26 protein-coding genes and 1 tRNA gene are annotated in these 22,590 nt (G+C 42.6%); 4 read left to right on the top strand and 23 right to left on the bottom strand.

What is annotated here, in order from left to right; genetic code table 11:
• Positions 1 to 115: 115 nt before the first annotated feature.
• From ACZ5NL_RS06930 to ACZ5NL_RS06900, 7 genes are all read right to left on the bottom strand, one after another.
• Entirely contained in the window at positions 116 to 418 is a 303-nt protein-coding gene (locus ACZ5NL_RS06930; protein ID WP_464841554.1) for a hypothetical protein, read from the bottom strand.
• 23 nt (positions 419 to 441) lie between these two features.
• Positions 442 to 777 (bottom strand): hypothetical protein, encoded by a 336-nt coding sequence (locus ACZ5NL_RS06925; protein ID WP_464841553.1) that lies wholly within the window; start codon positions 775 to 777, stop codon positions 442 to 444.
• A 57-nt stretch (positions 778 to 834) separates the two neighbouring features.
• The gene (locus tag ACZ5NL_RS06920; protein ID WP_464841552.1) at positions 835 to 1,167 is read right to left on the bottom strand and encodes a hypothetical protein; all 333 of its coding nucleotides are present in this window, start codon (positions 1,165 to 1,167) and stop codon (positions 835 to 837) included.
• Between the two features lie 177 nt (positions 1,168 to 1,344).
• Positions 1,345 to 1,545 carry a hypothetical protein gene (locus ACZ5NL_RS06915; protein WP_464841551.1) on the bottom strand — a complete coding sequence of 67 codons (201 nt, stop codon included), beginning with the start codon at positions 1,543 to 1,545 and terminating at the stop codon, positions 1,345 to 1,347.
• A 2-nt stretch (positions 1,546 to 1,547) separates the two neighbouring features.
• The gene (locus ACZ5NL_RS06910) at positions 1,548 to 2,069 is read right to left on the bottom strand and encodes a hypothetical protein (RefSeq protein WP_464841550.1); all 522 of its coding nucleotides are present in this window, start codon (positions 2,067 to 2,069) and stop codon (positions 1,548 to 1,550) included.
• A 19-nt stretch (positions 2,070 to 2,088) separates the two neighbouring features.
• Complete coding sequence (locus ACZ5NL_RS06905; protein ID WP_464841549.1) at positions 2,089 to 2,907, bottom strand: hypothetical protein; 819 nt, start codon at positions 2,905 to 2,907, stop codon at positions 2,089 to 2,091.
• A gap of 164 nt (positions 2,908 to 3,071) precedes the next feature.
• Positions 3,072 to 4,838, bottom strand: coding sequence for a tRNA uridine(34) 5-carboxymethylaminomethyl modification radical SAM/GNAT enzyme Elp3 (locus ACZ5NL_RS06900; RefSeq protein ID WP_464843377.1), 1,767 nt, complete (start codon positions 4,836 to 4,838; stop codon positions 3,072 to 3,074).
• Between the two features lie 91 nt (positions 4,839 to 4,929).
• Between ACZ5NL_RS06900 and ACZ5NL_RS06895 the strand changes: the two genes are divergently transcribed.
• The gene (locus ACZ5NL_RS06895) at positions 4,930 to 5,688 is read left to right on the top strand and encodes a Nif3-like dinuclear metal center hexameric protein (protein WP_464843376.1); all 759 of its coding nucleotides are present in this window, start codon (positions 4,930 to 4,932) and stop codon (positions 5,686 to 5,688) included.
• Here the strand turns inward: ACZ5NL_RS06895 and ACZ5NL_RS06890 are convergent.
• The 12 genes from ACZ5NL_RS06890 to ACZ5NL_RS06835 all read right to left on the bottom strand — a co-directional run bounded on the left by ACZ5NL_RS06890 (position 5,683) and on the right by ACZ5NL_RS06835 (position 16,845).
• Complete coding sequence (locus ACZ5NL_RS06890) at positions 5,683 to 6,000, bottom strand: hypothetical protein (RefSeq protein WP_464841548.1); 318 nt, start codon at positions 5,998 to 6,000, stop codon at positions 5,683 to 5,685. The two genes, ACZ5NL_RS06895 and ACZ5NL_RS06890, sit on opposite strands and share 6 nt — an antisense overlap.
• Before the next feature lie 74 nt (positions 6,001 to 6,074).
• Entirely contained in the window at positions 6,075 to 8,804 is a 2,730-nt protein-coding gene (gene alaS / locus ACZ5NL_RS06885) for an alanine--tRNA ligase (protein WP_464841547.1), read from the bottom strand.
• Positions 8,805 to 8,853: 49 nt separating this feature from the next.
• Positions 8,854 to 9,897, bottom strand: a complete 1,044-nt coding sequence (locus tag ACZ5NL_RS06880) for a DUF5305 family protein (protein WP_464841546.1) — start codon at positions 9,895 to 9,897, stop codon at positions 8,854 to 8,856.
• Entirely contained in the window at positions 9,878 to 10,714 is an 837-nt protein-coding gene (locus tag ACZ5NL_RS06875; protein WP_464843375.1) for a signal peptidase I, read from the bottom strand. Before ACZ5NL_RS06875 ends, ACZ5NL_RS06880 begins: the two co-directional genes overlap by 20 nt.
• A gap of 77 nt (positions 10,715 to 10,791) precedes the next feature.
• Positions 10,792 to 11,403 (bottom strand): SipW-dependent-type signal peptide-containing protein, encoded by a 612-nt coding sequence (locus tag ACZ5NL_RS06870; protein WP_464841545.1) that lies wholly within the window; start codon positions 11,401 to 11,403, stop codon positions 10,792 to 10,794.
• The gene (locus ACZ5NL_RS06865; RefSeq protein WP_464841544.1) at positions 11,400 to 11,690 is read right to left on the bottom strand and encodes a hypothetical protein; all 291 of its coding nucleotides are present in this window, start codon (positions 11,688 to 11,690) and stop codon (positions 11,400 to 11,402) included. The genes ACZ5NL_RS06870 and ACZ5NL_RS06865 overlap by 4 nt, the downstream gene beginning before the upstream one ends.
• 59 nt (positions 11,691 to 11,749) lie before the next feature.
• Positions 11,750 to 12,484, bottom strand: coding sequence for a TasA family protein (locus tag ACZ5NL_RS06860; protein WP_464841543.1), 735 nt, complete (start codon positions 12,482 to 12,484; stop codon positions 11,750 to 11,752).
• A 32-nt stretch (positions 12,485 to 12,516) separates the two neighbouring features.
• Positions 12,517 to 13,089 (bottom strand): TasA family protein, encoded by a 573-nt coding sequence (locus tag ACZ5NL_RS06855; protein ID WP_464841542.1) that lies wholly within the window; start codon positions 13,087 to 13,089, stop codon positions 12,517 to 12,519.
• 215 nt (positions 13,090 to 13,304) lie between these two features.
• Positions 13,305 to 13,562 carry a winged helix-turn-helix domain-containing protein gene (locus ACZ5NL_RS06850; protein WP_464841541.1) on the bottom strand — a complete coding sequence of 86 codons (258 nt, stop codon included), beginning with the start codon at positions 13,560 to 13,562 and terminating at the stop codon, positions 13,305 to 13,307.
• A gap of 385 nt (positions 13,563 to 13,947) precedes the next feature.
• Positions 13,948 to 14,229: a hypothetical protein gene (locus tag ACZ5NL_RS06845; protein ID WP_464841540.1), complete on the bottom strand. Its 282-nt coding sequence runs from the start codon at positions 14,227 to 14,229 to the stop codon at positions 13,948 to 13,950.
• Between the two features lie 50 nt (positions 14,230 to 14,279).
• On the bottom strand, positions 14,280 to 15,863 hold the full coding sequence (locus ACZ5NL_RS06840; RefSeq protein WP_464841539.1) for a hypothetical protein: 1,584 nt from the start codon (positions 15,861 to 15,863) through the stop codon (positions 14,280 to 14,282).
• A 187-nt stretch (positions 15,864 to 16,050) separates the two neighbouring features.
• Complete coding sequence (locus ACZ5NL_RS06835; RefSeq protein ID WP_464841538.1) at positions 16,051 to 16,845, bottom strand: nitrilase; 795 nt, start codon at positions 16,843 to 16,845, stop codon at positions 16,051 to 16,053.
• Between the two features lie 551 nt (positions 16,846 to 17,396).
• Between ACZ5NL_RS06835 and ACZ5NL_RS06830 the strand changes: the two genes are divergently transcribed.
• Complete coding sequence (locus ACZ5NL_RS06830) at positions 17,397 to 18,053, top strand: metallophosphoesterase (RefSeq protein ID WP_464841537.1); 657 nt, start codon at positions 17,397 to 17,399, stop codon at positions 18,051 to 18,053.
• A gap of 38 nt (positions 18,054 to 18,091) precedes the next feature.
• Positions 18,092 to 18,424 carry a helix-turn-helix domain-containing protein gene (locus ACZ5NL_RS06825; RefSeq protein ID WP_464843374.1) on the top strand — a complete coding sequence of 111 codons (333 nt, stop codon included), beginning with the start codon at positions 18,092 to 18,094 and terminating at the stop codon, positions 18,422 to 18,424.
• On the opposite strand, the gene ACZ5NL_RS06820 is transcribed toward ACZ5NL_RS06825, so the two are convergent.
• The 4 genes from ACZ5NL_RS06820 to ACZ5NL_RS06805 form a co-directional block, all read right to left on the bottom strand.
• A complete protein-coding gene (locus ACZ5NL_RS06820; RefSeq protein ID WP_464841536.1) occupies positions 18,404 to 20,089 on the bottom strand; it encodes a DUF4910 domain-containing protein in 1,686 nt (561 codons plus the stop codon). The genes ACZ5NL_RS06825 and ACZ5NL_RS06820 overlap by 21 nt on opposite strands.
• Positions 20,090 to 20,178: 89 nt before the next feature.
• Positions 20,179 to 20,592 carry a hypothetical protein gene (locus tag ACZ5NL_RS06815; protein ID WP_464841535.1) on the bottom strand — a complete coding sequence of 138 codons (414 nt, stop codon included), beginning with the start codon at positions 20,590 to 20,592 and terminating at the stop codon, positions 20,179 to 20,181.
• Positions 20,593 to 20,597: 5 nt separating this feature from the next.
• Positions 20,598 to 21,308, bottom strand: a complete 711-nt coding sequence (locus ACZ5NL_RS06810) for an RAD55 family ATPase (protein ID WP_464841534.1) — start codon at positions 21,306 to 21,308, stop codon at positions 20,598 to 20,600.
• Between the two features lie 42 nt (positions 21,309 to 21,350).
• Complete coding sequence (locus ACZ5NL_RS06805) at positions 21,351 to 22,406, bottom strand: glycosyltransferase (protein ID WP_464843372.1); 1,056 nt, start codon at positions 22,404 to 22,406, stop codon at positions 21,351 to 21,353.
• Positions 22,407 to 22,500: 94 nt separating this feature from the next.
• Here ACZ5NL_RS06805 and ACZ5NL_RS06800 point away from each other — a divergent pair.
• Positions 22,501 to 22,578 (top strand) — tRNA-Pro (locus ACZ5NL_RS06800).
• Positions 22,579 to 22,590: the final 12 nt, after the last annotated feature.

The raw sequence follows: 22,590 nt of genomic DNA, 5'->3' as shown, positions 1-22,590 counted from the left end.
AAATGCAAGAACACAAACAAAATTTTGCTATTCGGGCTTCTCGAATGTATAAGTAAGTGTACTGACCTCCTCCTCACCCTAAGGGACGAGGCTTTCGGAAGAAAAAGTAAGGTATCTATCTTCTCCAGATCATTTCAATATACATGCCAATTAGGCCAAGTTCAAATGCCGCTAAAAATAATGTTGATGCACTGAGACCTTTGATACTTTCAACTGCAAAATAAGCCAAGGGGATGCTCAAAAGAATTCCAGCCGTGCTGATAGGCAGGTTTTTCTTCAAAATCGCAGGTAATAGCATTAAAACAAGCATGAAGTACAATATCACGAAGGGGTACTTAACATGCCCAGTTAATAACGCCACTATACCCAAAAGACCTCCAAAAATGGAAACGAGGAGTAGGGAATTGTTTGTTTCCATTTTGCACACCTCCTATGATCCGATTATCGTACGTGTTTCCTTACTAATTTTTCAAAAGTTATAAATGCTAATACTCCGACAATAGCGTTCGACATCTTTAGAACAACAGTTCTAACAACTTGCTCGGATAACGAGCCCGCAAGGAAGTTTACTAACAGCATCATAATGCCCCACACTGCACTCGCTAGAATAATACCGGGAAATTCCTTCCAAGTTATGAGAAAATATCCCATTACCATGGGGAACGCTATCGTGCCAAAGGCTATAAGAGGCGGCGTGCTGTCCAATATCGCCAACACTGTAAAAAATAAAGATACTATAAGAACCAAATAAAACCTCTTATTCTCTAACCTCTTCATGATCTCCCCCACATTTTTATCTCTCCTACTCCCCTTCACGCATGTTTCTTTACTTCTTCATTTGCTAACAAAAATCCACATAATGGACACTATGACTGTAATAATTCCCCAAACCAGTATATTTAGCGAATCAAGCCCATGCCTATAGTTGTAAAAGGCAATTAACATGAAGAGAAAGATCAACGTAAAAAGTCCGGAAGCTTTTCGTTTGTATTGGAGGTTTAGCTTTTTTGAGAGGGTTTCACTAATAGTTGGAATCCATACTGCTATTGCTGCAAGAAGTAGAAGTTCGGTAAAATTGGTAGAGTTTGTAACTCCATAGTAAACAAGAGAGGAAAGGACAAAAAACATGCTGAGGACTACTGTTTTCAGATATATGCTTGGAGACATTGTTTTTACCCCCCGCTACTATGGTCCGGTCATGGGTTCACAATAACGAGCTGTTTGATCACAACATCTCCAATATCCGTATATACCACAGTACGCTCCAACCAAAAGCAATATTACAAGCAAGCTTAACGTTTTCCTCATTCGCTTCACCCACTAATTAGAGTGACTAGGATGTCCCTAACTCCTTTTTGCATGCAACCACTTCCTGAACCACACTCGTTGAGGAATTGTTAGCACGATTATTATGAATGTTACGACAAAGACCATGTAAGCGGGCATGTCTAATTTTCCGGCCTGCCATGCTCTAGCCCCTATAACAAAGAGAATAAAGTAAAAGAGTACTGACCGTCCAATTTCTTGTTTAACGATCTCGTCCATGCTCATTCCTCCCTAATCTTTTCTATTATGGCCGGTACTCTATCAGAGAATGGTTTGTAATTAAGGAGTTTCCCAATGAGGAGTGTTGTAAAGCTGAGCCCTAATGTGAGAATGAAGAACAATCCATTATTCCTTCGAACTTCATCCCTGAAGACTGTTAATGAAAGCAAAAAGCCCGCTGCAAGGCCAATCCAGGCGTAAGTTATTTGGGGGGCGTAGTAAAAGAGTTTGTCGCCAAAAGCATAGAATGTTGCAGCCACGCCAGCGCCGGCAAAGTAAGAGTACGCAAGGTGTCTATTGTATGGATAAATGAGGGAACCTATTGTGAATATTATCCCAAAATGCCACGCGAAAGTTATAATCCTGTTTTTGAACCTGTTTGGGAGAACTGTACGGAGGAGAATGAGGGTTACAAGAGCGAACAACGTTAAGTAATTCAACTCCTTGAAGGGCACGAGAATGTTAAGTACTCCAATTCCAATCACAAGAAAAGGAAGAGAAAAATACATATAAGCTGTCTTCATTAGTTATTCCCTCCTTAGCTTACCCCGTCAAACTTGCGCACGTTGTAAAACAAAATGCATATGTTAATTGGCCTGACTCTTCTAAAGCTAGATATACTGCTATACATACTGGACATGCGGGAGGATAGAGAGCACAACAACCATATACTCCCATCGCAATGAGTAAGTGGCATAAGACATCACAGGCTATCTCTCCAATTTCGCTTTGTATCCCTATCTTGCCTGATGAACCCGAAGACGTTGAAATTATTTCTTTTGTATTTAAATCGTATGTGATGGATGAGTTCTGAGTTTTTAGAGCGCTCTTGTCATAGAATGCCCTCTCAAGTGTGAATTTGGCAATATTACTCTCTCTATTCACATAAATGGACATCTTATATAATTGAGCAGGTAACTCCTCGTAACCAACTGCGATTTCTTTATTAATTATGGGGACCTGAACAACACGGCGAGGCATTAATATTTTGATAATGGCAACTGTAGAGATTGTAGAGTTATCTATTCCCTTTTCATTCTCGGCAGGGATCAATGGGACATATATCGCTTTTATCATTTCATTAGTGATGTACATTGTGACTCCATCTTCGTACACTTTATATCCCTGTTCCTGGGCTACTTTAATAAGCTCCTTGATGTCACTATACTTGGAGATGTCCACATTTCGCTTTTCCCAAGAGTTTACCTCTTGGAGGATAGCAGACAAAGATTTGCCACACGTTTTGCAACTTGTGCAGTTTGGAAGGGCTTTTGTTTGCTCTGCTTGACTAACTGCACTCCCTGCAACCATTCCTAAAACTAAAACCAAGACGAACAAACTTGCAAGTGCAATTCTCTTCATTCGCCCCCCCCAAGTATGAGGAAATCTTCACAAATAATAAGTACTCAAACTATATAAAATTTACCATTGGAAAAAACAAAAAGACAAAAGTAAAAACAACAAACCACTGAACAAAGTAAAAAAGAAAACTTAATAAGAGAGATGAAAGTGCACGACGTTTTAGCTCAGGTATTCAGATGCCCATCAAACTCTTCGCTTTTTACAAAGTTGGCGTATCCTTTCTTATCGAGCCTCTTACTTACGTAGGGGCCGTCTTTTCTATAACCAAACTTTCTGTAATATTCCCTAACACCAACGCCGCTTATGATGAGCATCTTCTTTACGTCGAACTCTTCCCTCGCTATCCTCTCCGCTTCGGCTAAAAGTTCTCTTCCATACCCTCTGTGCTGCCACTCGTATTTGGGTTTTCCACCTATCGGCACTAATGGACCGTAAACGTGGAGTTCCCTAACAATCGCTGACGGACAACAGTTTATCTCCTTTCTATGGGCCTTTTCGCTTGGAATTCTGAGTCTTATGAATCCTATTAAGATATCATTCTTCACATCCTCGAAGCTCAAGAAAATCTCTTGCCCTTCGCTCGCTTTATAATCCTCCCTCAGCAATTTGATGTGCTCAATTTCTGGCTGAACTCCAAACTTCTGCATCTGGTGACCAACTTCCCTAAAACGGATCTCTCTTGGCCTTATACCCCTCTTTATGAGCTCATTAAACACCAACTGGCCGAGATTGGAGTGCTTCACACCAGCCTCAACAAGCTGAACCGGGATATCTCTTTGAATCCTCATAACCCTAACCCATTTTGGAAGGAGTTTGTAAACCTCAACAAGCAGCTCAACGGCCTCTTCAGTTGTATAAGGCCTGTATTTCCCTTCCTTATACCATCTATAAAGGAGTGTATCCTTGGTGACCAAAGTTGGATAAATTTTAAGCATATCAGGCCTGAAACGCTCATCTTCGAAGATTATTTGGAAGGCCTTTAAGTCTCTCTCAAAGTTGCTCCCCGGCAAGCCCGGCATCATGTGGTAGTTTATCTTGAGACCAGCGTCTTTTAGGAGCTGTGTGGCTTTTACCGTATCCTCAACGGTGTGCCCCCTCTTAACCCTCTCATAAATGAAGTTGAAGACCGTCTGAACCCCAAGCTCAACTCTCGTGGTGCCGAGTTTAAGCATTCTGTCAATCTGTTTTTCCATGGCCCAATCGGGCCTTGTTTCGATAGTTAACCCAACCATTCTAACTTTTGCCTTCTCATTCTTCCTCTGTTCTTCCTCAAGATAGTAGTACGGCTTCCTGTGAGTTCTCTCCCAGGCTTTTCTAAAGAGGGGATCTCTATCAATCTCGCCAAAAAGGACGGCCTTTCTAATCTTTTCTTCAAGATTCTCGATATCTTTAAAGTGTGGAAAGTCATTCATAGCCTTGAAGGCCTCTTTTATGAACCACTCCTGATAGTCCAAATCCACAGCAGGAAACGTTCCCCCCTGTATGATAACTTCGACTTTGTCTATGTCGTGACCAATATCGTAGAGCTGTTTTAAGCGATTCATCATTATCAGATAGGGATGATAAGCGTTCTGAAGAGCCCTTAAGGCAGAGGGTTCTTTCCCCGTGTAGCTTTGGGGAGAGCCTTCACTTGGACCGCCGGGACAATAAATACACCTACCATGAGGACATGGGAAGGGCTTTGTCATCATCGCTACAACAGCCACACCACTTATCGTCCTAGTTGGCTTCTTTTTGAGAAAGTCCTTAAACTTCTCCCTCTCTTCTTTGCTCATCACCCTAAGAACGTCTGAGTTAGTGGGAATCTTTGATAGGTGATATTTCCTCGCTATCTTAACCTTAAACTTGTTAAGCTCTCTCCTATCCCTAATCTCACCAGATATTATAGCCCCTGCAATTTCCTCGCAGGCTTTCCTATATTTTTCTTCCATCCTCATCACGTTCATAAGATAGTACGGGCATTTAAAAGTCTTCACCTGAAAGTGTTTTAAGCATTAGAACGTACTAATTTCGGTGAAGAAAATGACAAGCAGAGACAAAATCGTAAGCTTTCTCGATGAGTTTCTAACCATAAACTCTTTTCCCGACAAATCACGCAATGGTCTGCAGGTAGAGGGCAAAGAGGAGGTAGAAAAGGTTGCCTTTGCAGTTGATGCCTGTATGGACACCTTTATTAAAGCCAAAGCTTTAGGAGCAGATATGCTGATAGTCCACCATGGCTTAATATGGGGAGGAATAGAGTACGTTAGAGGTCTTGTGCAAAAAAGGCTTAAGTTCCTTCTCGAAAATGAGATAAACCTCTATGCTGCTCATTTGCCCCTTGATGTCCATCCCAAGGTGGGCAACAACGTCCAGCTTTTGAGACTTTTGGGATTAGAACCAAGAGAACCCTTCGGAGAGTATAACGGACTGAACATAGGTTATACCTCAGAATTCGACGAACCAAAGCCTTTGCCATTGGTTGCTCAGATACTTGTAGAGAAGCTGAAAACTGACTACGTGAAGGCCTATGAATTTGGGGTCGAGGAAGTAAAAAGCGTTGCAGTGGTCAGCGGCAGGGGAGGATTTGCCATTCCAGAGGCCATAGAAAAAGGAGTTGATCTTTTCATAACTGGTGAATTTTTACACGATGATTACCATACGGCCAAAGAGGGGAGGTTAAGTGTTATAGCCGCCGGCCACTATGCAACGGAAACCCTTGGAGTTAAGGCCCTAATGCCCATCCTAAGAGAAAAGTTTGGGGTAAAGACTGTGTTTATTGACAATCCTACAGGTTTATAATGAAGCCAAAAATTCTTTTACTCTATCTTCAATTTTCTCCGGGGAGATAACCTCTACTTCCACTCCAAGTTCTCTGAGATATTCCTTTACCCAGCTGTTCCTTAAAGGCTCGTCTCTAAAAGGATACACTACCCAGAGGTGTTTAAAGCCAGCACGGTGGGCCTTTATTGCATTGTAAAGAATTCTCTGCTTTATCCATTTATAAGAGTTCTCAAACTCAATTGCCAGAATTTTTTCGTCCTCTCTTAGAATCGCCAAATCTATTCTCGCATTATCCATTGTGGGAAACTCTTTAACTGCCTTAAACCCCATCTCCCCAGCTATTTTGCTTAATTCTTCAGTAAGAGCTCTTATTTTGATCTTAAACCCTCCAAAAATTTGAAAAATTAGAGAGCCTTTTTAAGCTCTCCCAGAGCTTCCTTGGCCTTTAGGACGTTCTTTATCTTTCCTTGAGCAAGATCTTTCTTACCTCCTCCACCGCCACCGGCGACCTTCGTGATTATCTTTATCAAATCCCCGGCTCTATGCGGCACTCCATCCCCAACGCTGACCACAACGGCTTTGCTGTCTTCACTTATCAAAGCAACAACCCTGTTTGCCTTCTTAAGGCTCAGGGCAGCCTCCCTCAGATGATCTATATCCCCCTCAACCACGGCTCCAATGAACTCAATCTCCCCTATCTTTTCAACTTTGCTCTCGAGCTCATAGACTAAAAGCTTTGCAAGCTCCTTATTGAGCTTTTCAACTTCTTTTCTTGCTTGCTTCCATTCTTCAAAGAACCTCTCTGCAGTTTCTGGCAGTTTCTCTGGGGGCACTCTAAACACTTCACTCGTTCTGCTTAATATCTCCCTCTCCTTTTGCCACTCCTTGATGGTTGCTTCACCACATGTGAAGATTATCCTCTCCACCCCATCCTGTATTCTCTCAGTCCTTAGTATCTTTATCGGGCCTATTAAACCCGTTCTAGGCAGGTGGGTACCACCGCATGCCTGTACATCCCAGTCTTTAATGTTCAAAATTCTAATTATCCTCCCCGGCACAATTCCACCCTGGTAAAGCCTAAAGCCATACTTTTGCTCTGCCTCAGTTCTCGGCAACCATTCCCATTTTACCTCTCTATCTTCCATCACAACCCTATTTGCTAAGAGCTCTATCTCCTTGAGCTCCTCTTCGCTGATGCGCTTGTAGTGAGCTATGTCCAATCTAGCCCAATCCGTGCTTAATTGGGAGCCAGCTTGCCAGACGTGCTTTCCAAGAACCCTTACAAGAGCCCCCATGAGAACGTGAGTTCCTGTGTGATGCCTCATGTGCTGTATTCTCCTCTGCCAGTCGATTTTTCCGTGAACGCTGTCTCCCTCTTTGAAGTCTTCAGGCTTCTCCACCTTATGGAGAATTACTTTGCCAACTTTCTGGACATCAAGTACCTTAACACCATTTAGCTCCCCCAAATCGCATGGTTGACCTCCGCCCTCGGGATAAAACGCTGTCTGATCCAAAACCACCCAGTCATCTATTACCCTAAGCACTTTTGCATCAAACTCCTTCATAAACGGATCCTCGTAGTAGAGGGTTCTCGTATCTGGTAAATCTTGGACTAGCTCAAAGTCCACTATTCTTTTCTCCTCTTCTTTTTTGGCAGTCTTTTCAGCCTCTTTGGCAACTAGGCTGTAGAAGTTGTCCGGAACCTTGACTTTCATGCCTTCTTTTTCAGCTACTTCCTTAACGATTTCAGGAGTCAAGCCGTGGCTTTCATAGAAGAGGATAAGCTTTTCAAGCGGAAGTTCGTTGATGCCCTGCTTTTTGAGCTTCTCGATTTCTCTCCTGACTAATCCACTTCCTCTCTTTAGAGTCTCTGCGTATTTCTTCTCTTCTACATTCACCATGTCTAGAACAACGTCTTCCATTTCCTTAAACTCTGGGAAGGTCTTGTGTAGAGCCTTTATATGCATTGCAACTATTTCGCTGAGGGGGATTTCCAAACCAAGTTCCCTAAGGTGTCTTATGCTCTTTCTTATGAGTAGCCTAGCGAGGTAACCCGCTTTAACGTTAGAGGGAACAACGCCATCAGAAAGCATAAAGGTCAGGGCCTTTGTATGGTCGGCTATTGCGTATATTAGTTCGTATGGTCTAACGAGTCTCGTAAGTTCATCTGGATCAATTCCAACTCTCTTTGCAACCGTCTCTCTCAATACTCTCAAATCACCCATATCTTCAATATCAAACATTCCCGCTAATTTTGAGTTCTCCATAAGGATTCTATCGTCTATTTTCTCAATTCCAGCCATCTTTTTAAGGGGTTCAACCACATAGTCCAAGACTGCATCGTAGGCAGTTGGAGTGCCCTGACTCATCCAGACAAGCCTCTCAAGGCCGTATCCGGTATCAACCACTCTAGTCTCCATCGGGACGTATTTATCACCCTTAATCTCCACAACTTGAGAAGGATCAGCATCTGGAGGAGCTAGCTTATACTGCATGAAGACCAAAGTAGCAACTTCTAAACCGCGATAGAGAACCTCAAATGCCGGGCCAGCGTTTCCTCCACCAGCCCATGGGTTTTCCTTGAAGGTTATGTCCTCCCCCTTCATCCCTAGGTCTTTAGTGAAAAACTCGTAAGCGTATTCAACAGTCTCATCCATCCAATAAATTGGCTTTCCCGGATAGTTGAAAGCATGATGAGCCATCATCTCAAATATCGTGAAGTGTCTGCCGGTTATGCCGACGTTGTCTATGTCGGTGAACCTTATTGAGGGCTGGCTTATCGTGAGTGGATTTGCGGGAGGATCGGCTTCACCGCTTATAACCCATGGTTGGAAGTCCATTATGCTCGCTCCAACTAAAAGAACATCGTCCCTCCATCTGGGTAAGACGGGGTAGCGTTTCACCCTTCCATGTCCCTTTCTCTCGAAAAAGCTCAAGAACTTCTCACGCATCTCGTCAAGAGTATACTTCCTCGGTATGCCCGGGTTTCCTATGAATTCATACTCATCACAGGGAGGATCTCCGCAGGTTTCTCTATCAGGATCCAGTGTCCAGAAAGGCTTTCCACAGACCTTACAGGTTTTTCTTACCCACCCTTCTTCCTTAAACATCCTTGTACTCATATCCATGATCATGAGAATCACCTCTCGCATAAAGCTAACTCTAAAAATGAAGGGGTGCTAATTAATGTTTCGGTTCTTCCATTTGATCTTCAGGGATGGTGTAATAGTACATTATGCCCTCTTTGATGAAGAAGAACATGTCGGAACTTTCATCATGTACAACTCTTTCATCCATATCTATGGCTGAGTCTACGAGATCTTTGAGCGTCTCCATCCGTATTTTGGCATAGGGTATGAAATTTTCAAGGTGTCCTCGGCTTATCCACTTTTCGAGCCTCTTTCTCTGTTCAAGGTATTCCATAATGTCCTCAGGAATTTTTGTTTTCCTAGCACTCACCCACAGAACAAGGGAAAGCAGTCCAACTACTGAAGAAGCAATGGCAGTGGCCTTGTAGACCGTGCGCCTTTTCTGATTGACCTCCACGGTGTAGAGTACTTCTCTCGAGGTAGTCACGGTTGAGTTTTTTGAATCTCCTTTTATAGAGTAAAAGCCAGGATATGGGAAGTTTATCTCCCCCCTGAACGTCTGGTTGCCCTTAACAGAGACTCCGTCGATTTTACCTGAATACCTGACCTCGCCGACTAAATCAACACCTATCTCCTCCTTTGGTAACCTGAGGTAAGATCTCATTGCTTCAAGTTCTCGGTACAGGTCAGTTACGTTGAGCGTTATTGTCTCCCTGAAACCCCTTCCACTTTCGCTTTTGACGAGACTTGTATACGTACTCTCAAATATCCTGTTTTCGTCGTAGGCTATGTAATAAACAACTTTAAACGTCCTAGTGAGGGTGAGGTTCACTTCTTTGCCCGAAACATTGAACGAGAACTCCAGTTTGCTCTTTGAAAACAGGTCTTGAGGATACAGGGGGAGGAACACCAGAGAGCCCTCCGGCCACAAGGGGTTGCTCTCGCTGACAATCCCCATCCCACTTATTCTTCCTTCCCAGGAATAAAGGTTCTGGGTCACTATTCTTGTTTTCTGTACGCTTGAAGGGGTTGTGAGGTACGCATAGGCAGAGAAGAAGGCGGTCAGAAACAGCAAAACTGTGAGTGCAACTCCGTACTTCCTGAAAAAGAACCCCTTCTTATACCCTGCGGATAGCATATTTGTTCCTCCTCCTCTCGATTCTAAACCTTAACTCCTCCTTTACCCAGATAGGAAAGGATAGGATAGTTATAGCCAGTGATAGTATAATATTGAGTTCTTTTAGTATAAAAGGATTGACTTCATAGATACGCACGATCCACATCACGGGGAGAATCGAATTAACGGCATAGTCGTACTCACCACCGATGTCCTCACCAGGATGGACGAGTTCATAATCGGGAACTCCCTGTCTAAGAACCAGAACGGACAGCCTCCCAGTGTTCTTCCCGTTCTCGATGGATGGGGGAAGCAGGATCGTGAAGAACACAAGAGACACCAAGAATATCCCTAAAAGTCGAGGGAGGTTCACTACTTCTCTTGATCTCGACCTCCTGATGGAGATCCTAGTTAGTATTTTATCCAGCTTTGGGGAGTAGTAGATTATCTTAGGGAGCTCAGTCATGATGACTCCAATTCCGGGTATTAGGATCGTGAATAGATAAAATAGAAGTCTGACCCGCCTGTTGGGGTTGTGACGTGTCAAAAAGCCCAGCTTTGGGATTGAAAAGACGGCCTTTCCGTAAACGTTCTGCTGGGACACGAGGAAAGGATCCACATCTTCGTTGTTATCACCTTTCGTCTTAAAGTAAAGCGTCCCGTTCTTTTTGATAACGTCCACAACCCTGTGGGTAACGAAGGTTGTTTTGTCCTTCGCATCGGGAGGGTTAAATGCTATGACGTCCCCTACCTTCACCTGTGCCGGGTCTGTTCTTTCGAGCAACACTATGTCCCCAGGGTTGAAGTAGGGAACCATCGAGCCACTAAGGACTACCATAGGTGTTAGGCTTAGAAGATATGGGATAGCCATGGTAAAAGGTAGGACAATGAGCAGAAGTAGAAGCGAGCGGATCTTCACTCTTCATCCCCCAGCCAGAAGCTGATTGTCCTACTGTAGTTGCCTTCGAAGATAAACGTTATCCTGAAGGAGTAACTGTCTCTCAGCCCCATGTTCCTGAACTTGAAGGTTACTGGATACCATTTGCCGTCCCTAAGCTCTTTGTTCATAGGAAAGCTCGCTGGAGAGGTCTGGTTTATTCCCTCAACACCATAAAGACCTACCCAGAACTCTTCCAGCTTTCCTCCGCCATCCCAGCTTATTAAAACCCTCTCCAGAGTAACGTTCCCCTCAACGGGCCGGATCCATATGTTCGTGAGCATGCCTACGCAAGATAACTCATGGCACTCCACACCGCTATGTGATACCAACACAGTCTCTTGCGTATCTGTCTTCCAGCCCCTAGGAGTTACGTTAAAGCTCAGGTCCTTTGAAATCCCCCTACAGTAAAGGAACAGGACTGGATTGGAGTAGAGAACCTCAACTTCCGGCTTCTCCCAGACGCCGGCGGTTATGGTTACGTTCTCTATAGTTGCGGTGTCCGAGAAGTACGAAAAAGTACCGTAGTATGAGTAGAAAGAGAGAACCGATGATAGGATGACCATTACGATGAGAAGCTTCTTCATCATTTAACCACCAGCGAGGTTATTACGAGAAGAAACACCGAAAGAGCAATGATTAGGAGATTCAATTTGATGATTACCTCGATCGTGTTCAGAAGCCCTTCGTAGGAAATTTTCGTATTCGTCAGGCCGATGGATTGCCCGACAACAGCCGAATCATTGGAAACCGTCAAGTTGAGTATCTCCCGGGAGTTTGAGACCATCCTACTGGTTTTAGCAGTGTTCTCGGCAGAGATGAGAACACCTCCTGAGGGAGCATTCTGAATAGTCACGTAAATCATCGAGCTGTACATGACGAACGCCAATGCTACAAATAAAAAGAGGATGGAGAGCGACCTCATCGGCCTCGGCCTCATGAGGACTGGTACAGTGGAACCATTCCTGGCCCGTAGACGACAACGCCTCCTGGAGTGAGTACCGTCTGTCCTGGGGCTTGGGCGAGGGCGACGTGTATTATCATTTCGCAGACGTCACCCTGCCAGTCGTTCTGTGGGGTATTCTTGTTTTCAACCCCATTTATGGTTATGTCCAGTAACGCATAATCGACTCCATTGTTTAAAGGAACGTCGCTCACAGTGAATATCTGGTTGCTAAGCTCCTCCAGAGTACAGTCCTCACAGAGAGTTGTGTAGTTCAACCCGTGCTCATAGGCCAAGTCAGCTGTAATCTCTTCCAGCCATGTTCCTATTCCTGACTGGTTGGTATCTGATTCTGGCCCTACAATGTGCTTTGAGGAATTATAAGTGAAGTCCTGGCCCCAGAGATCAACAAAGATGTCCCCATCGTTATCCTCGTAGCACTTGAATTCAAAGGAAATCTCTATGTGGTCTCCCATGAGAGTGCCATTGTTGTATATAGCCACTTGCCCGTCTATTCCTGGATGATAGTCGGTATCTCCTGGAAACATGTATAGCCATATCCACTGGGAATTTGGATCCGGGTGGTCTGTGAGGTAGATGTCCAAAGTCCCAGCCTGCACGTAGTTCCCTTCACTGGTTTCGGTGTCCTGGTAGACCGCCCACGTGCCGTAGCCGGCCCCTGCAAATACAAGGCCGATGAGGAGGAAGGCCACTGCAATGCTTCTCATCTCTGGTCACCCCTGAAAAGAAGTAAAGGGGGTCACGGAGATGCTCCATCCTGCATGAGCTTGAACTCAACGTCAACAGTTACACTGTCTCCCTGTATCTCGTTCCCGACGGTAGTGGGTATGTACACCTCGATCTTTATATGAGCCATGTTCCCAGCGGCTAAATCTCCAAGTGAATAGTATCCCTGGCTCTGCCACCAAGAGAGGGTCTGGTTGTCTTGGAGAACGCCATCTACGTATACCGCAACGTAGAGGTTATCGTCGAGGACTGCATCATCGGGAGTGCCTTCAGCCTCGGGGTTGTCTCCACCACTCTCAGTGTATGTGACTTTCATGTAGAGGTCCCCATCAATCGATCCGAAGTTTTTGGCATAGAAGTCGACCCAGTCACTCCAGCCTGGGTACACATCGTTGATGGTATAGCTTGGTATGTCCGGGTCGTCGTACCAGTTGCTGCCTCCATCTCCTAGTTTAAGTTCCAGAGTCCCCGCGGCGATGTAGTTGCCGCTGCTTGTCTCGGTGTCGCTGAAGTAGGCCCAAGTCCCTGCTCCAACTCCAACGGCCATCAGGCCGACCAACAACATAGCAACAAACACTGCTTTCATATCCCATACCTCCTGTTGTGGGGGTGTATCCCCCAATTGAATACTATGGTTCAGCCGGTATTTAAGCCAACAGAAAAGAACTTACTAAAACATGTTACTGACGGATGTTAATGATGCAAAATTCAGTAACTATGATCCGGAACAAAGTTACTGGTGAGCTTTAACTCCCAATTTAGCCAACTGGTCACAAACAGATTTTTGATAAAAGTAAAATTTCAAAGAAAGCTGCGTATATCCCGGGTTATCTCAAAGAACTTTCTAAGAAAGGCTTGACCCTTTTCTGTTGAAATGAATACCTTTTTCCTACCCCGTTCTATTTCTTGGATATAGCCGTTCTCTATGAGGTACTCGAGGTACCTACTCGCAAGTTTGAAGTTGAGGTTAGCCCTGTATACTATCTGGGTTTTTGTTGCGCCAACCCCATTGGCAGCGCGGATTATATCCGCAATTATCTCAACTCTAGACCTCCTCATAAAACGACCTCCCCGAATGCTGACCCCAGTAAGTTTTGTTAATTTTAAGTAATGAGTTGTTATTATAAGTTAAGCTAGTAAAAAGTTATTATATAACAGCGTTATTCCTAACTATTTAGACTTCGTCCTATTTAACTTTTTCGGAATCTTGTAAATAAAATTTTCACTAATGCAAATACTTTATGACTTAACATAAAATAATATCAAAAATCATAAACACATATTGGATAATATTTAGGTATGATGCTAACTTGTTTTAATATTTTTAATAAGGAAGTATATTCTATAAGTTTCTTCCGAAACATTGATTCTTTGATTAGATATATTACATAACATTACAAGCCATATTCGATACATAAAGACCATGCAGACAGACACTCAGAGACTACTCACCGGGGAGGTCGATATCCTCAAACTCATCCTCATTTATGACAACAAATGGAATTTTCATTTTTTTAAGCGTCTCAATGAGCTGTTTGTGACTTTTTTCTAGCATTTCTATTTTGTATCTCAGGTTTTGATTTTCGATATAAAGGCTCGTGGCCTCTTCGGTTTTCATGTTGAGTTGTGTCTTTAACTCAATTATTTGCTCCTCAAGCTCCACAACAGAGCGTTCAAGTCGCTCTATTTCTTCATAGAGGTCTTTGCATAGTATTCTTTTTATCATTGCGGTCAGCCCCGCGAAACTTCCTCATCGGTCAGGGGGCTCCAGACTCATCATTCCGTTTTATACTTGACCATTTCCTCTTTTAACTTTTTATTTATTTTTTCCTTAAGAATGTTTATCTCATTTTGAAGTTCTTCTGGCCTCTCAATTTTCAGGTTCTCCAAAGCTTCGTTTATGTTCTCTAAAACATCTTTTTCTTCTCTGGGGATCACATCGATAAGGTTGCTGAGCATGCCTAAGGCTTCAATAGAAGTATTTTTGTCTATGAGTAGATCTTTCAACTTTTCCCAGACAAGAGCCCATACATCTCTATCCCACTTGTGAGAAAGGTAGTATTTGAAAAACCTCACGGCCTTGGTTTTTTCTTTTCCTTCCAAAACAAGAAAGCTTAACACTTGAGATAAGTAACTCCTAGAGGAAGAGTATGCTAAAATCTTTGCCAGTATCATGCTCACTTTATCCACTACCCATTCATTACGAGAAGATGAGAATATCCTAATCAGCTCTGGTACAAAGATGAGAAACTCATCTCCATTTTCGGGTGTTATATTCTTTGATAATTCATACAATTCCCATATCCCGTCTATAACTTCTGTGGGGTCGTTGCTTCTTAATTTCTCCAAAATCTTTTCCACACCTAGAGTTTTTGCGCCTTCATTGCTCCTGTCAATTCCTCCAGAAAATCCAACTTCTGTTTCTTCCTCTTCCTCGCCTATCTTCCTTCTTCTTATTGTGAGGGAACCCAAACTTGGTATGTAGAGTGTCTTCTCTTGCAGATTAAGAGGAGGGGCAGCATATTTTGGCCCTTTCACGATTCTCGGAAGATCATCAATTACTTCTCTCTTCTTCGAAAGGTTTATTTTGTGAGATAACCACCTCAGCATATCCTCATTCCCTATTAAACCCGCTATAAAGATGGCATCTTCATACTTCTCTTGTTTTACAAGCTCTTCAAGCAGTTTTAATGCCTCATTTATTCTTTCACGGTAGTACTCTCTCACAACCTCCGATAAATACTGAATTGCATTTTCAAGTTCGCTTCTTATCAGCCAGCTTCCCGATTTTTTGAGCTCTTTCATTTCCTTTATCCAGGGAATAACCCTTTGTATAATGTTCCCTGAATTCCTGTATTTTGCAACGATTTCCTTAACAAGCTGGAGTGTAACTTCCACCACTGTCTCATCAAGGCTCTCCATCAGAGAAGGTATCTTAGATATTATTTTTTCCAAAATTTCAGCAGCCTGAACTCCCATAATAACAGAATTAAGAAGTCCCCACAGCCCCCATACTCCTAGAACCCTTATTCTTTCGTCCTTAGAGAGAGTCATCTCATTAAGGGCGGTTAGTATTGAAGGATGGTATTTTATGAATTTCAGCCGTTTAAAAATCTCCACAAATCCAAGAAACACAAAGTCGTCTTCAAGCAACCGAGGAATACTCACCGCTTTAAAAATTTCCAACGCCTCTTCAGGAAATAGAGAGACTTCCGTTATTAAAGCCGATAAAACCCTCAAACTCAATTCTTGGACTCTTCTATTGTCATCAAAGAGGTTTTCAAGAAGGGGAGATAAGAGGATATCAAGAATCGATCGGCGTTTCTCTGCAGGCAATTTGGGTATAATTTCGCTTAGCACTTGTAGTATCCTTATCTTAACCGAATAATTTCAAGAGTCCACTAATTTAACTAACTCCTCTAGAGTTTTCTCATCTTCCACTCCTCTCTGAATAAGTTCACCACTATCTATCGATAAGAGTTCGTCTATCATTTTTCCATGCATCGCTCCTTTCATAGACCACAATTAAAAAATTAAAGTTTTGGAGTTACAAAGCATAATATTCGGGCCTTCTATCCTTGAAGATGTCATTAAACTCGTTAAGCTTCTTGTTCCTTGCCTCTTCGATGTTTATCTCAACGACTCCCACTTCTTCCTTATCTTCGCTTGCCCTCAGCAGGATTTCCGCTTTCGGTGAGTTTATTTGACTCATGCCTATAAACCTCAGCCCTCTCTCCTCTCCGATTCTGTTTGCGGTTATGCTGAATACTCTATTTTCAAGGCTCCTTATTGGCATAGCCCTTGGTGCATATGGAAGAACCAGATTAGCTGGATGGGCAACTACATCAGCCCCTTTAAGGGCAAGTGTTCTCATCGACTCTGGGAAGATCCAGTCAAAACATATCATAATCCCAACTTTTGCAATGCCTATGTTAAAAACGTGAAAGCCAAGATTTCCAGGCTCAAAGAAAAGCTTTTCCCTGTAGAAAAGATGGATCTTCCGGTATTTCCCAATGTAGCCCCATCCTATTGGCCCCACGATAACAGCAGAGTTGTAGAGCTTTCCCCTTTCATCTTTCTCAGCGGTTCCAGCCACTATGAATGCTTCATGCTCCCTTGCCTGCTCGACGAGAAATTGAGTAGTCTCTCCATCTGGGATCTGCTGGGCTATCTCTTCCACCTCTTCTTTTGTCTCAAAATTGTAGCCCACGTCAAAAAGTTCTGGAAGAACAATGAGCTTTGCTCCTTGCCTTGCAGCTTCTCTAATTAATCTTTCAGCTTTGCTCAAGTTAGCATTAAGATCCAAAAGCTTTGGCTCCATCTGGACAAATCCAACTTTCATTTCGATCCCTCCTTAATATTTTAAGGTTTCAGCGGTTAATAACTTATCGAACCCATCTTTATCCGAGTAAAGGTTTATAAAAAGAGAAAATCTTCATTGCACAATATTCCAGACTTGCAAAATTTTCTAAATCAACAGAATTGCCAGATACGCCAAGAAAGCCTTTCACAGTATCACAATTCTTGCTATAGACTCTCTAATCATCTCTAATCCGCTATAAAGGTTTAAAAGCCATTTATACAATTTCGACTAAAGACAAGGCTCTGCTTGACCAGATTTTCCTTTAATCTCCTTTATTTTGTTCTTTTTGTCTTTGCTATTTGCTAATTCCTTTTGATGGAAAAGCTTAAAAACCAAGCAAAGTGAGCTTAGTCTGGAACGATTATCGGGGTGATGATCATGAAGAGGAGACCAAGGAAATGGAAAAAGAAGGGAAGAATGAGGTGGAAGTGGATTAAAAAGAGGATCAGGAGACTAAAGAGGCAAAGAAAGAAGGAGAGAGGAATCATCTGATCTCTCTTCAATCTTTATATCTCTTTTAAGTGGTGATCATGAAAAGCTTCCCTTATGATATGCTTTCTCTTGAACTGAGAACTTCTTCTGAAAAGACTCTTGTTCTTGCAGACCCTCACATAGCTTTTGAACTTTCGAGGGGATTAAGGGTAAGGACGAAATTCGAAAAAAGCCTTGCTGAGTTTATAAAAGAAAAAGATCCGGATCTGGTAATTATTCTAGGTGACATAAAAGAACCCCTCGGAATGAATAGATTTGTCAAAAAACTACTGATGGAGTTCTTTTCTGAGATTTTGGATTACAACATTGTCATAACAAAAGGGAACCACGATGGGAAGATAGAAGAAGTCACAAAGGAATTCAAAAATGTAAGCGTTGTTAGTCATTTTATACTAGATGATATGCTCTTCCTCCATGGACATCAAAATCTTCCAAAAGTTGACTTTGAGAAAGCTTTTCTAGGACACATCCATCCTGCAATCAGCTTGAAGATCGGAGGAACAATCAAGAAGGTTAAATGCCTCTTTAAAGTCAGGAATTTTCTGATTTTACCCACGGTAAATCCATACATAGAAGGATTCGACGTAAGAGAGGGTATAAAGATGATTCCATTTTTGAAAGATTCTCCGTCAGGAGAGGCTTTTCTTGGAGATGGAACATATATTGGCAAAGTTGAGCTAAACCGTAAGGCTTAAAATGTATGAAGTTAAATATTCATAGGTGTGAGAGAAAGATGGGGGATGTATACGATAAGCTTGAGGGACTATTGAGGACGTTAGGATTCAAGAAAAACGAACTTAGAATATACCGCCTGCTCTTAGAAAAGAAAGCACCTATGAGGATAACTGAAATAAAAGAGGAGCTTGGAATAAGCGAGAGAAGTGTTAGAGAACATGTCCTCAACTTGTACAAGAGAGGAGTGCTCAAGAGGGAGCTTATTCAGAAGGGTTGGCTCGGCTATGTTTATTCAGCAGTCTCACCTTCAGAACTTTTGGCAAAACTTAAGGAAAATGTTGTCAAAAAGATAAATGAAATTGAGAAAGAGCTAAAAAACGATGATATCTAAAGATCTTAGTATTTCAACTGCTTTTTCAAGCTTTTCTTTCTCGAACTTTCCATACTCCTCTTCCAGAGCTCTGAACGCGTCTTCTTTTGGCATTATCTCTCCGAGCATTAGCAGCTCATGAAGCAAAACACCCATTTTTCTATCTTCCAATATTCTTCCCAGTTCCTCCCCTTTCTTTTCATCAATTTGCTTTATTGATCTTGGGGAGATTATGCCTTTTCTGTTCCACTTTAGCCAAGGTTCAAAAGTAAACTCGTGCCCCGTGTTTAGTCCTAAGAACTTAGAATCCCTTGACAGTCCAAGCATCACCAACTTTTCTGCCACTTCAAGATTCCTTTCAATACTGAGTTCTCCGAGATACTTCATTGTAAAGCCTCTGGCAAATCTTTCTAAATCCTCTTTCTTTCCCTTTGCAAGGGCTAAAGCAGTGGCCAGCACTGCTTTTCCTATGATTTCAAGGCTTTCTTTGCTTATCTTCTCAACACTATCCTCGCTTGAGTGATAAAACTTATCAGGCCAGGTTATGGGCATTACGCTTGGAATCCCAAAGAAGTTGAACACATCATGATCGCTTCCAACCTCATATGGATAGCTTTTGGCCTTCATTTTCGGCAGTGCACTCCCTCCAAAGCTCTCTCCTTCAGAATTTGCAAGACTGATATAATACTCCAAGATCCCAGAAGCTATTGAAAATCTTGACAATGGAGTTCTAATTACCATTATCGTTGAACCAGCCCTGTCTTCACTTCCTCCAACCATGTCAAGGTTTATTGCCACGTAATAATCATCAAGCTTTGCATATTTCTCTATAAATGCCTGCGTCCCATAATGCTCCGGAATCCAGAGGAAGGCAAAGCCAAAGCGGAACGAATCATCGTAAAGGTTGTTAAGCGCCTTAGCTATCTCAATCAGCATTGCCGCTCCGCTTGCATTGTCGTTTGCACCCGGCTTTGGGTGGCAGATGTGGGCTGTGAACAGAACATATGGTGCCTCTCCCACTCTTGCGTAAACAATTGGAAGAATTTGCCTCTCAGAGATCAGAGTGTCAACCCTGATTTTTGCCGTTACCCTCTCACCCTTCTTTAGTTTCTGAGTAACAGTGTTTGCAATCTCTTCGCTTAGAGCAACTGCCGGGATTTTCGCCCATTCTAAATCCCTCTTTGTCAGAAATAATCCGATATAAGGAAAAGCCTTGCCTGTTCCCTTTCTGTAAGCGATAAACGCAAGTGCTCTTTTTTCATTCGCCTTTCTGTAGTTTTCATGCCACTTCTCATTTACCATAACAATCTTGCCATTTGCATTTTCCCAGTCTTCCTCTCTTTCTATTGCTATAATTTCTCCCCCTACTTCTCCGGGTGGCGAGTGTGCCATTACTAGAAGGGGAGTTTTGGAAGTTGTTATTTTCTTCCCAATTATCTCCACTTCCCCATAAATTAGATCCCATGCTATTGGAGAAGAAAGGGTTAGATGCCATTTTTTCCCGTCATAGGAATCTTCAAGTAGTTCCGCTTTTATGCCGTTTACCCTAAGCTCTTCGATTATGTATCTAGCTACTTCAACCAGCTCTTTGGAGCCTTGTATCCTGTGAAACTTGCTTATTTCTGAGATATACCCCAAAACATTTTCCGGATTAAAAACTTCGGCTTCTTTCAAGAACTCTCTCATTGATAACACCAGAATAAGGATAGAACAAAACTACCAATAAAGTTTACTTTTTTCTTTTGAAAGCCTCGCCTTTCAGGGCGGGGAGGAGGTCAGTCCTCTTTACTCAGCATTTTAGGAGGGGAGAGGAGTTTAGGTGCTTCAAGTGTTTTTATAAGTGCAAGTATTTCTGGAGGCTCCACAATTTTTGGAGTTTTTGAAAATCGGGAAAATTCAATTTCAAGCTCTTCCTTTTCCTGAGCATTATCAACCTTTTGTTTTTCTGGCAGGATTTCATCTTCAAGTTTTTCCAGCCCCTGTGTTATCTCCTTCATTCGCCTCTCTTTTCCATCTTGGAGACCTTTCTCATAGGCAATTTTAACTTCTTTATATATCCCCAGCTCCTCAGCCCGCCTGTAAATCTCTCTTTTCTTTCCAGCTATCCAAGAAACCCATTCCGTGTGCCCCTTATACCCAACAAAGTATCCAAAGCGGTATGCCTCTTTTATCAGGTCTTCCTTTTTCATAGTAATCACCATGGAGCCTCATTGTACACAACTATCCCATCTTCGGTGAACTTTATCTTTTTCAGGTTGTTATCGTGTGCAGTTCCCCTCATCTTCAGTATCTGAATTGCCCTGACCATTTGGAACTGCCTCATAAAGTGATGCATCACTATCACTCCACTCGCCACGTAATAATCATCCGTATATTTATCAGACTCCATCATTTCGGTTATTATAATTCCGGTTATTTCCATAGTAGAAAGGAGCTTTATCAGTCTGACTATTTCCCTTCTTTTATTTTCTGGATCTTTCACCATAAACTCTAATGGGGTAAAAGAGTCTATGACAACTCTTTTTGCATTTTCATGGAGAATGATTCTCTTTATCTCCTCGAGGATTTCTCCCCAAGTGGGCTTTGTATTCCCCTTCGTAATGGTAGAACTCAGATCGTATATCACTATTTTCTTGCTTCTAAGGAAAGAAAGCAGATTAAATTTATAGTGAAGCATATCCTGAATTATTGTCTTTGAATCGTCAACGAGAGATATATACAATCCCTTTTCCCCATTTTTCGCGCCTTCCACAAGAAACTGAATTCCAAGAGTTGTTTTGCCACTTCCGGGTGGGCCCGTAACAACATAAACCCTCCCAGGGATTAGGCCCCCTCCAATAAGTTCGTCAAGTCCTTTTACTCCAGTAGAAATTCTTCTATAGAATCCGCTTGAAGAACTCTCCATCCAATTCCCCCTGAAATTTTACAATAGTGGAGTATTTAACAATTACGCCCATGTGATGTTCCGATTGAAGAGGAACCTAACAATGAAAGACCCACCTATGCCAAAGAGGTTGGCTATTAGATAGTTAACACCCAGATATAAAAGAATCAGATAGATACTCCATTGAACCAGAGCTCCTGTAAGTGCGGCAAGATGGAAGTTTAGCAAGCGCAGGTGAGCTGGCTTTCTCTTTAGATCCCTAAACGTCCAGAGGTCATTCCATATAAAATTGTTTAATATGGAAAGCTCAGTTGCTGGGATTACTGCTATCCTCTTGTCCCATCCCAAAAACTCGACAAACCCCAGAAGAGAGCCTTCATTTACAAGGATACCGCTTAAACCAACTATGGAGAATTTAACAAGCCTATCTATCTCTCCCTCCCACTTCATGAGCCTGTAAAGATGGTGGAGGTAATTCAGTATCTGCTTGGTACCCAGCTTACTTTCTCCAGAACTCCTTAACCCAAAGGTAAAGGGAATCTCCACGGCTTTTGAATACTTGCCCTTTATAAGGAGCTCAAGGAGGATTTTGAAACCCACAGGATTGAGCTCAACGTTTTCAATAACTTCTCTCCTAATAGCAAAAAACCCGCTCACGGGATCTCTAATTGTCCTTATTTTTGGCAAAGCAACTCTGCCTATCATTATCGCTCCTTTTGAGATGAGTCTTCTCCACCAGTACCAATTTTCAACTTTTCCTCCCTTCACGTACCTGCTTGCTATAGCTATATCAGCTCCGTTCTCAATAGCTTCAGTCAACTTGGGGATTACTTCTGGAGGATGCTGCAAGTCAGCATCCATAACTACAAAAATTTCTCCCCTAGCTTCTTTGAAACCTCTGATAACAGCAGAAGAAAGCCCTCTTTCGTTTATTCTTCTTACAACCTTTACGGGATATTTTTTCGCTAGCTCTTCTGCTTTTTGCCAAGTTCTGTCCGGGGAATCATCATCTACAACTATTATTTCAAACTCTTTTCCTTCTAAAGCTCTCGCTATCCGTTCAAATAGCTCCTCCAAGTTTTCTCGCTCATTATATGTAGGCACTATTATGGATATCATTGGCATCCTACACCACTATGCCGCTCAAAATTTATATCTTTTGCTAAGAGAGTTGGGAAAGATTTATAACCAGATGCTTGAAAGTTAGCGCTGAGGGGCCGTGGGGTAGCTTGGTCTATCCTTCCGGCTTCGGGAGCCGGAGACCCGGGTTCAAATCCCGGCGGCCCCACCATAAAGTTTCTGG

It is taken from the genome of Thermococcus aegaeus (assembly GCF_055393685.1).
Note: the sequence above shows the minus strand (reverse complement) of the source record. Positions and strands in the feature narration are given on the sequence as shown.